This window comes from Streptomyces tauricus (genome assembly GCF_014650955.1).
Lineage (GTDB): Bacteria > Actinomycetota > Actinomycetes > Streptomycetales > Streptomycetaceae > Streptomyces > Streptomyces tauricus.
The window spans coordinates 34347-48897 of sequence record NZ_BMVY01000030.1 but is presented as its reverse complement, the minus strand read 5'-3'; the positions used below and the strand labels follow the sequence as shown (position 1 = coordinate 48897).

At 70.1% G+C, this 14551-nt stretch carries 14 protein-coding genes; 4 read left to right on the top strand and 10 right to left on the bottom strand.

Translation table 11 applies throughout. The features are described from left to right. Nucleotides 1–67: 67 nt before the first annotated feature. Both IE278_RS32425 and IE278_RS32420 read right to left on the bottom strand, forming a co-directional pair. A complete protein-coding gene (locus tag IE278_RS32425) occupies nucleotides 68–901 on the bottom strand; it encodes an SCO4651 family lipoprotein (protein WP_189777369.1) in 834 nt (277 codons plus the stop codon). Between the two features lie 132 nt (nucleotides 902–1033). Beyond that, the gene (locus IE278_RS32420) at nucleotides 1034–1549 is read right to left on the bottom strand and encodes a DUF1203 domain-containing protein (RefSeq protein WP_189777367.1); all 516 of its coding nucleotides are present in this window, start codon (nucleotides 1547–1549) and stop codon (nucleotides 1034–1036) included. A gap of 112 nt (nucleotides 1550–1661) precedes the next feature. Between IE278_RS32420 and pepN the strand changes: the two genes are divergently transcribed. Then, nucleotides 1662–4253: an aminopeptidase N gene (gene pepN / locus IE278_RS32415; RefSeq protein WP_189777365.1), complete on the top strand. Its 2592-nt coding sequence runs from the start codon at nucleotides 1662–1664 to the stop codon at nucleotides 4251–4253. 298 nt (nucleotides 4254–4551) lie between these two features. Here pepN and IE278_RS32410 read toward each other — a convergent pair whose 3' ends face one another. From IE278_RS32410 to IE278_RS32395, 4 genes are all read right to left on the bottom strand, one after another. Continuing rightward, a complete protein-coding gene (locus IE278_RS32410) occupies nucleotides 4552–5406 on the bottom strand; it encodes an ABC transporter permease (RefSeq protein ID WP_189777363.1) in 855 nt (284 codons plus the stop codon). Then, nucleotides 5403–6383, bottom strand: coding sequence for an ATP-binding cassette domain-containing protein (locus IE278_RS32405; protein WP_189777361.1), 981 nt, complete (start codon nucleotides 6381–6383; stop codon nucleotides 5403–5405). The genes IE278_RS32410 and IE278_RS32405 overlap by 4 nt, the downstream gene beginning before the upstream one ends. Nucleotides 6384–6545: 162 nt before the next feature. Beyond that, complete coding sequence (locus IE278_RS32400; RefSeq protein ID WP_189777352.1) at nucleotides 6546–7160, bottom strand: PadR family transcriptional regulator; 615 nt, start codon at nucleotides 7158–7160, stop codon at nucleotides 6546–6548. 174 nt (nucleotides 7161–7334) lie between these two features. Then, nucleotides 7335–7766 carry an ester cyclase gene (locus IE278_RS32395; RefSeq protein ID WP_189777350.1) on the bottom strand — a complete coding sequence of 144 codons (432 nt, stop codon included), beginning with the start codon at nucleotides 7764–7766 and terminating at the stop codon, nucleotides 7335–7337. Between the two features lie 261 nt (nucleotides 7767–8027). Here IE278_RS32395 and IE278_RS32390 point away from each other — a divergent pair, with 261 nt between their 5' ends. Together IE278_RS32390 and IE278_RS32385 are read left to right on the top strand one after the other, a co-directional pair. Further along, nucleotides 8028–8909: an NAD(P)H-binding protein gene (locus tag IE278_RS32390; RefSeq protein WP_189777349.1), complete on the top strand. Its 882-nt coding sequence runs from the start codon at nucleotides 8028–8030 to the stop codon at nucleotides 8907–8909. Between the two features lie 15 nt (nucleotides 8910–8924). Continuing rightward, entirely contained in the window at nucleotides 8925–9638 is a 714-nt protein-coding gene (locus IE278_RS32385) for a class I SAM-dependent DNA methyltransferase (protein WP_189777347.1), read from the top strand. Between the two features lie 123 nt (nucleotides 9639–9761). Here IE278_RS32385 and IE278_RS32380 read toward each other — a convergent pair whose 3' ends face one another. From IE278_RS32380 to IE278_RS32365, 4 genes are all read right to left on the bottom strand, one after another. Then, entirely contained in the window at nucleotides 9762–11390 is a 1629-nt protein-coding gene (locus tag IE278_RS32380; RefSeq protein ID WP_213089759.1) for an FAD-binding oxidoreductase, read from the bottom strand. 71 nt (nucleotides 11391–11461) lie between these two features. Then, a complete protein-coding gene (locus IE278_RS32375) occupies nucleotides 11462–11908 on the bottom strand; it encodes a nitroreductase family deazaflavin-dependent oxidoreductase (RefSeq protein ID WP_189777345.1) in 447 nt (148 codons plus the stop codon). Between the two features lie 84 nt (nucleotides 11909–11992). Further along, nucleotides 11993–12835: an AfsR/SARP family transcriptional regulator gene (locus IE278_RS32370; RefSeq protein WP_189777343.1), complete on the bottom strand. Its 843-nt coding sequence runs from the start codon at nucleotides 12833–12835 to the stop codon at nucleotides 11993–11995. 54 nt (nucleotides 12836–12889) lie between these two features. After that, nucleotides 12890–13324 carry an ester cyclase gene (locus tag IE278_RS32365; RefSeq protein ID WP_107016224.1) on the bottom strand — a complete coding sequence of 145 codons (435 nt, stop codon included), beginning with the start codon at nucleotides 13322–13324 and terminating at the stop codon, nucleotides 12890–12892. 259 nt (nucleotides 13325–13583) lie between these two features. Here IE278_RS32365 and IE278_RS32360 point away from each other — a divergent pair, with 259 nt between their 5' ends. Continuing rightward, nucleotides 13584–14444 (top strand): class I SAM-dependent methyltransferase, encoded by an 861-nt coding sequence (locus IE278_RS32360; protein ID WP_189777341.1) that lies wholly within the window; start codon nucleotides 13584–13586, stop codon nucleotides 14442–14444. Nucleotides 14445–14551 lie beyond the last annotated feature (107 nt).

Genomic DNA, 14551 nt, shown 5'->3' with positions numbered 1-14551 from the left:
GCAAAAGATCGCGCTGTTCCCCGCGCCCCTGAAGAGGGGCGCGGGGAACAGCGCGATCTTTTTGTCTTCAGGCGGTGCCCTGTGCCTTCGAGGCGTCCGCGAGCTTCTTCGTCACGTCGACCGTGTCGGCCGCGGCCGGCGCCTCGACATCGGCCTCCGTACCGAAGTCGGTGAACTTCAGCGTCGTGGTGCTGGTGACCGCCTGGTCCTTCTGGCCCTCACCCGCCTGCGGCTTCAGCGTGAGCTTGATGGTCTCCTGCCGCAGCCGGCCCTCGTCGTCGAGCCACAGCTCCAGCGGCAGCGTGGAGGTGCCCAGCTGCTTCTCCAGCTGGTCGGCCTTCGCCTGGTCGCCCTGGGCCAGGTCCTTCACGGCGACCTTGACGCGGTAGTGCGTGGTGCTGGTCCCGTCGATCGTCTCCGTGCCGACCTTCTCGACGTCCTTGTCGGTCACGCCCTTGGTGAACCCGAAGGACTCCGCCGGGTCGTTGACCTGGCCGCCCGCGCCGTCCAGCTTGGCCGGGTCGATCTTCATCCAGGTCTTGTCCTCGGGCAGCTTCAGCTGGGCGCGCTGCTCGGCCGGCGCCTTCTGGTAGACGACTCCGTCGAGGACGCGCTGCTCGATCTTCTGCCCCTGGGACGTCATCGTCATGGTGCTCGCGCCGTCTTCGAGGTCCATCACGCCCGCGCCGCGGACGGTCACCGTCTTGCCGGCCGCGGCCGCCTCGGAGACGAGGGTCATCTTCGCCGAGTCCGCCGCGGTGGTCTTCTGGTGGGCCGCCCGCACGACCTGGGACTCGGACGCGCCCTTGGTCGAGGACGCCCCCTTCGCCCCGTCCTTCTTCCCGTCGGCACTGTCGTCGCCGCCGGAACAGGCGGACACCCCGGCGGTGAGTACCAGCACGGTAGCGATTCCTAGGACGCGCTTTACTGCCATGAGAATGTTCCCCCTCAACTCGGGTCAAAGTTGGGTTACTTGACTCGAACCCGAGTTCCCAGTCCTTTACGTACCACTCCTCCTTGCCCATATCCGGCGTCAGGAGCGGCGGACCTCGTAGAGGAAGCAGCCGTACTCGACGGCCCTGACATGCACGAGGGCCACCTCGCTGTCGGCGAACGCCTCCGTGAGCGCCGCGTCCATGGCCTCGTCGGGCGCGTCCCGGCCGGCCGGCTCCGGTACCTCCAGGAGGCGGCCGCCGAGGATGTGCCCCTGGGCGGAGTAGCGGCGCAGGGTGCGCAGGACGCCCGGCCGGACGAAGGGGTACCCGGGCCCGGCGGGGCCGGGGCCCGGGCACGCCTCGGCGTGGACGAAGACGGGGCCCTGTTCGTCGTACGCGCCCGGCGTCGCGCCCGTCCGGGCCGCCCAGCGGCGCAGGGGCGCGTAGGAGACGAGGGCGATGCGCTCCCCCGGTTCGCTCGGCCGAAGACAGCAGCGGAGCGGAGCCCCGCCCTCCGTGTCCTGTACGGGGACGCACGGACGCCCGGCGTCATCCGTCGCCCGGAGTTCCCCCAACACCTGGGGTTCGATGGGACGTGCGTGATGGCTGGTCATGGCTCCAGGGTGGCCCGGCGCACGCCGCGCACACCGGCGGGAAACGGACATCGCACTCCCGCAGCCGCCGTGGAAGGATGACGCAACTGACCCATCACGAGGAGATGACCGCGTGCCTGGCACAAACCTGACCCGCGAAGAGGCGCAGCAGCGGGCGAAGCTGCTCACCGTTGACTCGTACGAGATCGATCTCGATCTCTCCGGCGCGGTGGAGGGCGGCACCTACCGGTCCGTGACCACGGTGCGCTTCGACGCGGCCGAGAACGGCGCCTCCTTCATCGACCTGGTGGCCCCGGCCGTCCAGGAGGTCGTCCTCAACGGTGACTCCCTCGATCCCGCCGAGGTCTTCACGGACTCGCGGATCGCGCTGTCGGGCATCCTGGAGGGCCGCAACGTCCTGCGGGTCGTGGCCGACTGCGCGTACACGAACACCGGCGAAGGGCTGCACCGGTTCGTCGACCCGGTCGACCAGCAGGCCTACCTCTACACCCAGTTCGAGGTGCCGGACGCCCGCCGGGTCTTCGCGAGCTTCGAGCAGCCCGACCTGAAGGCCACCTTCCAGTTCACCGTGAAGGCGCCCTCCGGATGGACCGTCATCTCCAACTCGCCGACGCCGGAGCCCAAGGACGACGTCTGGGAGTTCGAGCCGACGCCGCGGATCTCGACGTACATCACGGCGCTGATCCTCGGCCCGTACCACTCGGTGCACAGCGTGTACGAGAAGGACGGGCAGAGTGTCCCGCTGGGCATCTACTGCCGGCCCTCGCTGGCCCAGTACCTCGACTCGGACGCGATCTTCGAGGTCACGCGGCAGGGCTTCGCGTGGTTCCAGGAGAAGTTCGACTACGCGTACCCGTTCAAGAAGTACGACCAGCTGTTCGTGCCGGAGTTCAACGCGGGCGCGATGGAGAACGCGGGCGCGGTGACCATCCGCGACCAGTACGTCTTCCGGTCGAAGGTGACGGACGCCGCGTACGAGGTGCGGGCGGAGACCATCCTGCACGAGCTGGCCCACATGTGGTTCGGCGACCTCGTGACGATGGAGTGGTGGAACGACCTGTGGCTCAATGAGTCCTTCGCGACCTACACCTCGATCGCCTGCCAGGCGTACGCGCCGGACTCCCGCTGGCCGCACTCGTGGACGACGTTCGCCAACTCCATGAAGACGTGGGCGTACCGGCAGGACCAGCTGCCCTCCACGCACCCGATCATGGCCACGATCAACGACCTCGACGACGTCCTCGTCAACTTCGACGGCATCACGTACGCCAAGGGCGCCAGCGTCCTGAAGCAGCTCGTGGCGTACGTCGGCGAGGACGAGTTCTTCCGGGGTGTGCAGGCGTACTTCAAGGCGCACGCGTACGGCAACACCCAGCTGTCCGACCTGCTCGGCGCGCTGGAGGAGACCAGCGGACGTGATCTGGGCACGTGGTCGCAGAAATGGCTGCAGACGGCCGGCATCAACATCCTGCGCCCGGAGATCGAGACGGACGCGAACGGGGTCATCACCGCCTTCGCTATCCGCCAGGAGGCCCCGGCGCTGCCCGCCGGCGCGAAGGGCGAGCCGACGCTGCGCCCGCACCGCATCGCGGTCGGCCTGTACGACCTGGACGACGACAGCGGCAAGCTGGTGCGCGGTGAGCGTATCGAGCTGGACGTGGACGGCGAACTGACCGAGGTGCCCGAGCTGGTGGGCAAGCGGCGCGCTGCCGTGGTCCTCCTCAACGACGACGACCTCAGCTACGCGAAGGTCCGCCTCGACGAGCAGTCCCTCGCGTTCGTCACCGAGCACCTCGGCGACTTCGAGGCCTCCCTGCCGCGCGCCCTGTGCTGGGCCTCGGCCTGGGACATGACCCGCGACGCCGAGCTGGCGACCCGCGACTACCTCTCGCTCGTGCTGTCCGGCATCGGCAAGGAGTCGGACATCGGCGTCGTGCAGTCGCTGCACCGCCAGGTGCTGACGGCCGTCGAGCTGTACGCCGACCCGAACGCCCGCGAGGCGCTGCTGACCCGCTGGACGGACGCCACGCTGGCCCACCTGCGCTCTTCGGAGGCGGGCGGCGACCACCAGCTGGCCTGGGCGCGCGCGTTCGCGGCGACCGCCCGTACGCCGGAGCAGCTGGACCTCCTGGAGGGCCTGCTGGACGGCCGGGAGAGCATCGAGGGCCTGGCCGTCGACACCGAGCTGCGCTGGTCGTTCGTGCAGCGGCTCGCGGCGGTGGGGCGCTTCGACGACGCCGAGATCACCAGCGAGTACGAGCGCGACAAGACCGCCGCCGGTGAGCGCCACGCGGCGACCGCGCGGGCCGCCCGCCCGACGGACGAGGCCAAGGCGGAGGCCTGGGCGTCGGTCGTCGAGTCCGACAAGCTGCCGAACGCCGTCCAGGAGGCCGTCATCGGCGGCTTCGTGCAGTACGGGCAGCGCGAACTCCTCGCCCCGTACACGGACAAGTACTTCGAGGCGGTCAAGGGCGTCTGGGACTCGCGTTCGCACGAGATGGCCCAGCAGATCGCGGTCGGCCTCTACCCGTCGCTCCAGGTCTCCGCGGACACCCTGGCGAAGACGGACGAGTGGCTGGCCTCGGCGGAGCCGAGCGCGGCGCTGCGCCGGCTGATCTCGGAGTCCCGCTCGGGCGTCGAACGCGCCCTGAAGGCCCAGGCGGCGGACACGGCGGCGTCGGCCTCGACACCGACCGGGGAGTAACAGGCCCCGCACCCGAAAGCGGCGCCTCCTCAAGGCCTTCGGCCCGGGAGGCGCCGCTTCCGTGTGGGGGAAGGGGAGCCACGGCAGTACGGCACCGGCCGACGGGGGAGACAACCAGCCCGCCTGCCGTGGCTCGTTCATGGACGCCCCGGACAACCGAAGGGGCGCGGGGAACGGCGCAGTCTTTCGCCTTCAGGGGCGCAGCCCCTAGGGGCGCGGGGAACGGCGCAGTCTTTCGCCTTCAGGGGCGCGGGGAACGGCGCAACCAGCCACGACGCCCCCGCGCGCCCCCACCCGCCTACTGCCGACTCTTCGCCCGGTACAGATGCATCGTCAGCGGCGCGAAGATCAACGTAATGACCCCGCTGGCCAGCAGCACCCACCCGATGTCCGCCCCGCTCGCGTCCCCGTGGACCAGCCCACGAACAGCCGTGGCCGCGTTGCTGACCGGGTTCGCGTTGACGATCGCCTCCATCCACCCCGGCATCGTGTCGGGCTCCACGAAGATGTTGCTCGTGAAGACCAGCGGGAACATCACCAGCATGCTGGACCCGGACACGGTCTCGGGCGCCTTGGCGACCACCCCCAGCGCGGCGAAGATCCAGCTGACGCTCACCGCGAAGACCAGCAGGAGCAGCATCGCGGCCAGTACGCCGCCCACTCCCCCGTCGGGCCGGAAGCCGAGCGCGAGCCCGACCCCCATCGTGGTGGTCAGCGCCAGCACATAGCGGACGATGTCACCGAGGAGGCTGCCCACGATGGTGGCCGGCTGCCAGAACGGCAGGGTCCGGAACCGGTCGTAGATGCCCCGGGTGATGTCCATGTTGAGCGCGGTACCGGTGTAGACGGTCGGCATGATGACGGTCTGCACGAGGACGCCCGGCAGGAAGTACTGCAGGTACTCCTTGGTCGAGCCGGCGAACGCGCCGCCGAAGAGGTAGGTGAAGGTCAGCAGGAAGACGATCGGCATCAGCGTGACGTCGAAGAGCACGGCCACGCCGTAGTGCTTCATCTTCCGCATCGTCCGCCAGGCCGAGACCCGTACGGCGGTCAGCGGGTTGGGGCGGGAGGGGCGGATCTGACTGGTGAGGGCCTTGCGCAGGGCGTCGGCGGGCACGCCCGGGGCGGCCGTCGTCTCGGATGTGAGGGTCATGCCGCTACCTCCTGGTCAGTGGTGCCGTCTTCCGCGGGGCGCCCGGTCAGGGCGAGGAAGACCTCGTCGAGGCTGGGCCGGCCGAACGCGAAGTCCGAGACGGCGATCTCGGAGCGGGCGAGTTCCGCCAGGGCTCCGGCGACCCGCTCGTGGTCGTCGGTCCGCACGGAGAGCGCGAACGGGTCGGACTCCTGGAAGACCGGCGAGGCGAGGGCCCGGGTGAGCAACTGGGCGGCCTCGGGGCGGCTCTCGGCGTTGACGAGCCGTACGTGCAGCGCTCCGGTGCCGACGGACGACTTGAGCTCGCCCGTGGTGCCCTCGGCGATGACCCGGCCGTGGTCGATGACGGCGATCCGGTCGGCGAGCTGGTCGGCCTCGTCGAGGTACTGCGTGGTCAGCAGGATCGTGGTGCCCAGCGCCACCATGGCCCGCACGCTGTCCCACACCTGGTTGCGGCTGCGCGGGTCGAGCCCGGTGGTCGGCTCGTCCAGGAAGAGCAGGTCGGGGGTGATGACGAGGCTGGCGGCGATGTCGAGGCGGCGCCGCATGCCTCCGGAGAAGGTCTTGGACTGCCGTCCGGCGGCTTCTGTCAGGTCGAAGGCGGCGAGCAGTTCCTCGGCCCGGGCGGCGGCCTGGGTGCGGGAGAAGCCCAGCAGCCGGGCGAGCAGGGTGAGGTTCTCGGTGGCGGTGAGGTCCTCGTCGATCGAGGCGAACTGGCCGGTGAGGCTGACCCGGCTGCGTACCGCCCCGGCCTCCTTGACCACGTCGTGCCCGAGGACGCGGGCGGTGCCGCCGTCGGGGGTGAGCAGGGTGGACAGCATCCGGATCGTCGTCGTCTTGCCCGCGCCGTTGGGTCCCAGCACGCCGTAGACGACACCCTGCGGGATGGCCAGGTCGACACCGTCGACGGCCCGGGTCTCACCGAATGTCTTGACGAGTCCCGACGTCTCGATGGCAAGTGTGGATTGCGAACTCAATCTGTGACTCCTTGGTCCTGATGCGCCACGAGAGGCTGTGCGCCATGGCAGGGAACGAACGGCACTCCGAGCAGTAATCAAATTTGATTACTGCTCCAAGCTAGAGCACGGGCGGCCCACTATGCAAGTTTGATTAGTAGGTCATGCGGAGACGACGGTGCGTCAACCGCCCGCCGAGCCGGGCCCGACCAGCGTGCGCCACGACCCCGGCGTCCCGAAGGAGTGCCCGTGCTCGCCGGCCATCTCGTACTCGCCCGACCTGACCCGTTCCAGCAGGTCCTGGGTCCACTCGACGCCGAGGTCGGCGTAGCGCGTACGCATCGTCCACAGCTCGCCCAGATGCGCCGGCAGGCCCTCGGCGTGGACCGGGGCGGATTCCTTGCGCAGCACGGCCCGCTGCGCCTCCAGGACGGCCAGGCGGGTGGAGAGGGCCGCCACGGCGCGCTCGCGGGAGAGGGCCGGCATCAGGGCGAGGCCGGCGCTGAGCATGTCGGCGCGGTGCTCGGGCCGTTCCAGGGCGTCGACCAGCAGCCGGAAGAACTCCTCGTCCCCCGCGCGGGTCACGCTGTAGTCCACCCGCCCCGGCCAGTGCGCGATCTCGCTCGCCTCCAGGAGGCCGATCTTCGCGAGCTGCCGCAGCGCGTGGTAGATCGAACCGGGTTTGACGTTGGCCCAGTCGTCGATCCCCCAGGACAGCAGCTCGGCCCGCACCCGGTATCCGTGCGTCCTGCCGAACCCGCGTACCACCCCGAGGACCAGCAACCGCGTCGCCGACATCGTCACCCCGTTCCGTCTGGTGCGGCGCTTTCCGGTCCGCCGCCCCGCCTGGGCGTCAGCTTAGACAGCCGCTCCGGACACGGCGGCGGAGTCGCGGCCGGGGGCACGGGACGCGCCCGCGCCCCCGGACCGCTGCCGCCGGCCCATGAGCCGGCGGCCGAGCGTCCGCGCAGGTCAGGCGCTCGTCTCCAGTTCCACCTTCGGGACGTCCGGCAGCTTGCCCAGTTTGACCAGGAGCGGGCGCATGTTGATGACGTCCCAGTGCTCGACGACCTTGGCGTCCTCGAAGCGCAGTTCCTCCACCAGGTGCCAGCTGACGCGCTCACCGGTCGGCGGCACGCCCATGAACTCGCGCGAGTGGGTGGCGGTCACGGTGATGCGCAGGGTGACCCGGTCCTCCTCGGCCATGATGCTCTTCACTTCGAGCTGGAGATCGGGGAACGCCTGCAGCCCGCCCTCCATGAGTTTGATCATGTCGGCGGAACTCACCTCGGTGTCCTCGGAGTAGTGCACGATGTCCGGCGACCAGTGCTTGATGATCCCGCTCAGGTCCCACCGGTTCCAGGCGGCGACCATTTCCAGACACAGGGCCTTGCGCTCGGCCATTGACATGGCGATTCCTCACAGTCTCGCGGACGATGTCACGCCAGACTGCCCCTCCCCCGCCTGAGAACGGCTGCAGGACCGCTCCAGTCTCCCTGGAGCCCGTCCCGCGGCTGCGCGGGGCCGTCCGGGATCCATCGGGGCTCACGGAGTCCTCTAGGCCGGCGCGACAGCCTGGGCGCCTGGAACCGCCTCCCCGGCACAGCCCGGCGCACCAGCGCGGGCCGGGCCGGGGAGCATCGTTTCGTACGCCGAGGAGGGGCCTTGAACATCCTGCTGACCGGTGCCACGGGCAAGGTCGGACGCCATGTCACGGAGAGCCTGGTGGCGTCGGGACACCATGTGCGGGCGCTCACCCGGACTCCCGGAGCCGCCGCGCTGCCGGCCGGCGTCGAGGTCGTCGAGGGCGATCTGGAGCAGCCGCGGACCCTGCCCGCCGCGCTGGAGGGCATCGACCGGATGTACCTCTTCCCGGTGCCCGAGACCGCCCACGAGGTCGCGGCGCTCGCCCGGAAGGCGGGGGTCCGGCACATCGTCGTCCTGTCGTCCAGCTCGGTCCTGGAGGACGAGAGCAACCCCAGCCACCAGCACCACCGCGCGGTGGAGCGGGCCGTCGAGGACAGCGGGGCGGACTGGACCTTCGTACGCCCCGACGAGTTCGCCGGCAACACCCTCTGGAAGTGGGGCGACTCGATCCGCACGGAGAGCGTGGTGCGCGCCCCCTACGGCAAGGCCGCCCGCGCGATCGTCCACGAGGCCGACATCGCGGCGGTGGTGGCGACCGCACTCCTGGAGGACGGCCACGCGGGTGCGCAGTACCTGGTCACGGGACCGCAGGCACTGACGCAGATCGAGCAGGTCGGCGTGCTGGCGGAGGCGATCGGCCGGGACATCCGCTTCGAGGAGCTGAGCCGGGAGGCCGGGCGGGAGGCCATGAGCGCCCATATGCCGCCGCCGGTCGTCGAGATGCTGCTCGACTACCTCGCCGAGTCGGCCGTCACCCCGGGCCCGGTGTCCGACGCGGTGCGCCAGGTCACCGGCCGCCCGGCGCGCACCTTCGCGAGCTGGGCGGCGGAGCACGTCGGCGGTTTCAGCGGTGCCGGCGACACCGCCGGTGCCGCCGCCGGTTCCAGCAGTTCCAGCTGAGGAGGGGAGTCCGCCATGTACGGACCCGGGATGGCCGAGATCTACGAGCTGCTGCACGAGTCGCGCGGCAAGGACTACCGGGTGGAGGCCGCCACCGTCGCGGGGCTCGTACGGGCCCGCAACCCCGCGGCGGCCTCACTCCTGGACGTCGCCTGCGGCACCGGCGCGCACCTGCGGCACTTCGCCGAGCTCTTCGACAAGGTCGAGGGGCTCGAACTGTCCGACGCGATGCTGTCGATGGCCCGCGCCGCGGTGCCCGCCGCCGTCCTGCACGGCGGCGACATGCGCGACCTCTCCCTGGGGCGCTCCTACGACGCGATCACCTGCATGTTCGGGTCGATCGCCTATCTGAAGGACACCGCCGAACTCACCGCGACCCTGCGCTCGTTCGCCGGACACCTGACACCGGGCGGTGTGGTGGCGGTGGACCCCTGGTGGTTCCTGGAGACGGCCCTCGACCACCATGTGAGCGGCGACACCGTGACCGTGGGACGGCGGACGCTGACCCGTGTCTCCCACACGGAGCGCCAGGGGCACACGTCGCACATGGACGTGCACTACGTGGTGGCCGAACCCGGCAGCGGCGTGCAGCACTTCGCGGAGAGCCACACGCTGACGCTCTTCACGCGGGCCGAGTACGAGGAGGCGTTCACCCGGGCGGGGCTGAAGGTCGCCTACGTCGAGGGGATCCAGTCGGGCCGCGGCCTGTTCCTCGCGGACCGCGGCTGAACGGCGACGGGAACGGGAACGACGCGAACGAGAGGGGGGCGGTGGCCGCGGATCGCGGCCACCGCCCCCCCCTCTCGTCATGCCTCGTCGTGTCTCGTCCTGCCGTCGCCGTCGCCGTCGCGGTCAGTCGGGCAGGCGTACCGACAGCGCGTGCCGGAAGACGTTCTTGGGGTCCCAGCGGGCCTTGACCTTCTGCAGGCGCGGGTAGTTCCCCTTGTAGTAGAGGGTGTGCCAGGGCACTCCGGAGGTGTTCCACGCCGGGTCGGCCAGATCGATGTCGGGGTAGTTGATGAAGGTGCCCTCGGTACGGTCGTCGGGCACCGGGACGCCGCCCGTGGTGGCGAAGACGTCGCGGTAGATCTCCCGGATCCAGGCGAGGTTGGCGTCGTCCTGTGTGGGATCCATCCATGTGGCGGACATCCACACCTTGATGATGGAGTCGCGCTGAGCGGTCGCGGTGGCCGTCTCCGGCACGGAGTTGACCTTCGCCCCGTACGAGTAGAGCGAGACCTCGCCCCACACCTGGGTGTCGGCGCTCAGATACCGGTAGAGGGTGGCGGCCTGGGCGGCGGTCCACGGCTTGCGCAGATACGCGCCCTTGGACTTGGTCCGGTCGAAGCCACCGGTGTCGAACTTGTTGGCCAGTGTGGCGCGCAGCCATGGTTCCGTGCTCCGCTGCACGGCGGGCTCCACACCCGTGCCCTCGTTGATCGCGGCCACGAAGTCGTTCAGCAGTCCCTCGGCGCCGTCCAGTCCGCCGTCGATCTGGATGTCCAGCAGGATCTGTCCGGCCGCCTTGCTGTTGAGGTAGAAGACGCTGTGCAGACTGGCGTACGGGGTGTCGGCGGCGCTGTTGCGCTGGTGCCAGGCCCCGTGGTTGTCGATGATCCGTGTGAACGCCTTCTCGGTGAGGGCGGACCACTCCCAGGTCACGATGTGCCGCAGCGTGGACTTCGGCGCCTTGGGCAGCAGCCCGGACGGGTCGTTGCCGGTGGCGCCGGGCGTCCGGAACCAGTACCGGGTGACGATGCCGAAGTTGCCGCCGCCACCGCCTGTGTGGGCCCACCACAGTTCGCGGTTGGGGTCGCCGGCCGCACTGGTGGCCACGACCTTGCGGGCCCGGCCCGAGGCGTCCACGACGACGACCTCGACCGCGTACAGGTGGTCGGCCACCACACCGTCGCGGCGGGAGAGCGGGCCGTACCCGCCGCCGAGGACATGGCCGCCGACACCCACCTGGGGGCAGACGCCCGCCGGGATGGTCACACCCCAGTCGAGATACAGGGTGCGGTACGCCTCCCCGAGGGTGGCGCCGGGTTCCACGGCGAACGCCCGCTTGGCGGAGTCGTAGAAGACCTGCCGCATCTCGGACATGTCGATGACGGCCCGTACGGCGGGGTCGTCCACGAAGCCCTCGAAGCAGTGACCGCCGCTGCGTACGGCGATCCGCTGGCCCGCGTCCAGGGCCCGGTTCACCGCGTCGACGACCTGGTCCGCGGTGTGCACCACGTACACGGCGTCGGGCTTGCCGCGGAACCGTCCGTTGAACCCGCGGCTGACCAGGTCCTGGTAGCGCCGGTCCGTCCGGTCCACCTGGACGAGCCCGGTCCGGGCGCCGCACGCGCCGCCTTCCGCCGCTTCCGGGACGGCGGCCTCGGCGGTCCCCGCACCGGGGACGGCCGTGGTCACCACAGTGGCCCCGCCGACCGCCGCCGCGCTGCCGAGGAATCCACGGCGCGTGAATTCGTTCACCACAGACACCTTTCCTTTCCGTGCCATGAGATTTTCCGTGCCATGAGATTTCTGATGGGGCCCGTCGGCGGTTACGACTCGACGGGCTCCAGAATCACCACGGGAATTTCCCTGGTGGTCTTCTTCTGGTAACTCTTGTACTGCGGGAAAAGCCCCGTCATGAGCTTCCAGAGATCCGGCTTCTCCTCGGCCGTCGCCGTACGGGCCCGCACATCGAGATGGTCCTCACCGATCTGGACATGAGCCTCGGGCGAGGCGACGAGATTGAGATACCAGAGCGGATGCTCGGGCTTTCCGCCGTTCGAACCGACCACGATGACGTTGTCGCCGTCCCGGCCGTAGATCACCGCGGTGCGGCGCAGTTTTCCCGATTTCCGGCCGCGGGTGGTCAGGAGCAGGGTGTCGAGCCCGTACCACTTCGCCCCCTCCTTTCCACCGCTGCGGTCGTAGCGGCGGATGTGCGCCGCGACCCAGCCCGTCGGACTGTCGACGGGCGCCTCCTCCGGCTGTTCCGGCATTTCCCCTCCAACTAATCAAATTTGTCTAGCTGCACCCTAGTCACGCCAGGCCCAGAGGCGCAATCAAATTTGAGTACTGGTACGTCAGTAGGGGCGCGCGCCACCGAAGGCGCTGGCCGGTACGGCGACCGGGACCCGGCCCACCGCGAAGCGGGGCTCGAACTCGGTGTCCGCGTTCAGCACCGCCCGGTGCAGCCGCTGCACCTGGGGCCCCGGCTCCAGGCCGAGGGCCGCGACCAGCGCACCCCTCAGCCGGTGGAAGACCTGCAGCGCCTGGGCCCTGCGGCCACTGAGGTGCAGGGCCCACATGTACTGGCCGTGCAGACCCTCGTGCAGCGGGTTCTCCACCGTGAGGGCCGCCAGCTCGGCCAGCACCTCGCGGTACATGCCGAGCCGCAGCTCCACGTCGACCAGGTACTCGAAGGCGGCGAGCCGGGACTCCTCCAGCTGCCTGCGCCGGCTCTCCAGCACCCGCCCGGCCGGTACGTCGACCAGCGCGGGGCCCCGCCACATCAGCAGCGCCTCGTTCAGGTCCCGTACCCCGGCCGCGTCGTCGCCGCGTGCCAGCGCCTCCCGGCCGGAGGTCACCAGCCGGCGGTAGCGGTGCAGGTCGAGCACGCCCGCCTCGGCGGCCAGCACGTATCCGCCCGCGCGGGTCACCAGGATGTCGCGGGCCACCTCGTCGGTGGTCAGCCCGGTGACCGCGGAGAACATCTTGCGCAGGTTCAGGATGTACGTCTGCAGCGTGGTCAGACCGCTGACGGGTGGATCGTCGTCCCACAGGTCCCGTACCAGTGAGGGCACGGGCACCACCTGTCCCGTGTGGACGAGCAGCATCGCCAGTACGTTCCGCAGCTTCGGGGCGCTCGGGGCGGTCGTCTCCCCGTCCACCCGGACATACAGCGGTCCCAGCACACCGAATTCCATCGTGCTTCCCCCTACTCTCCGCCTGCTCGCCGCGCCGCTTCGAGGACTCCGCCGTCACGGACGGCGGTGCTCCTTCTCCGGCCACGGCTCACCGAGCTGGCGGTAGGTGCCCTGGTAGTCGGGCCAGTCGCGGTGGTGGTGGATCTTTCCGTCGACGAAGTGGAGGAGGTGGATCTGCTCGCCGGAGAACAGCCGGCCGGTGGGCGCCATGCCGACCATCTCGCCGACGTGCCGCCCGTAGAGCACCAGGCGGGCGCGCACCCAGTCGCCGTTCTCCTCGATGGCCACCTCCTCCAGGCGCGCGTCCTCGGAGAACGTCCTCTTGACCCACGCGACGTTGATCGCGAAAAGCTCGGGGCCACGCAGCGAGGTGAATTCCAGAGTTCCCGGATTCATGTATTCCGGGTGGATGTAGTCGGCCACATCGTCCGTTTTCCCGGTGTTGTACGCCTCCACCAGGCGCCGGACGCTCGCTATCTGATCGCTCACGTTTACTCCTCAGTAATCGGTCTCGAATCGACACGAAATCGGCCCTGAATCGGCCGCCGCCGGTCGTGAACCGGTGCGGCAGTACGTTCTGGAATCAATTCTTAGGAGACGGCGTCGTCCGGAACAAGAGCGGATCGGCCTCCCGGGGACTTCTTTGCGTTTTGTCCAGCCGCAGTCCAGTGGCGCTCCAAGGCCTCTCCATCCGTGCCCGAGACCAGGAGGGAAAAGTGGTGTATCCACCGAGAGAGCGGGAGATTCAGTGGACACGTCCACGTACAAATCCGAAGTGGCGGCGGCCTTCAACAGCGCCGCGGCGTCCTACGACCGGCTCGGCGTGGAGTTCTTCACTCCGATGGGCCGGCGCCTGGTGGAACGCGCGGCCCCCGGCGAGGGCGCACGGGTCCTCGACGTCGGCTGCGGCCGGGGGGCCTGTGTCTTCCCCGCGGCCGAGCGGGTGGGGCCGACGGGCCGCGTCGTGGGCATCGACGTCGCCGAGGCGATGATCGAGGAGGCCGCGAAGGAGGCCGCGCTGCGCAACGCCGACACGGTCGAACTGCGGGTGATGGACGGGGAGCACCCCGACTTCGAACCGCGCTCCTTCGACGTCGTGCTGGGCAGCTACAGCGTCATCTTCCTGCCCGACGCGCCCGCGGCGCTGGCCCGTTACGCGCCGCTGCTCTCCCCCGGCGGGCGGCTCGCCTTCACCAGCCCGGTGTTCAGCGACGACACCTTCCCCTTCCTGCCGCCGGTGTTCACCGAACTCATCCCGCGCGAGCTGCTGCTCGACCTGCCGCCGCAGTGGCAGCCCGAGCGGTTGCAGCAGCGCTTCAACAGCTGGCTCGCGGACCCGGCCGACCTCGCCCGCACCCTGGAGAAGGCGGGCTTCCAGGACGTGTCGGTCGTCGACGAGTCCGTCCAGCTGGTGGCCGAGTCGGGGCTCGCGTGGGTGGACTGGTCCCACACGCAGGGCATGCGCCTGCTGTGGAACCACCTCGCGGACGACAAGCGGCAGCAGCTGCGGGAGCGGCTGATCACCTCGCTCGACGCGATGCGGGACGGGGACGGCCCGCTGACGATCGACACCCCGGTCCGCTACGTCACGGCGACCGCCCGCACCTGATCGAGGCCCGAGCCCCGGCCCTCCCCACGACGGGTCCCGGCCGGGGCCACGGCCGGGACCGGAGCCACAGCCCCGGCCGCCCAAAGCCGACGCCCCTCCCCCGTGTA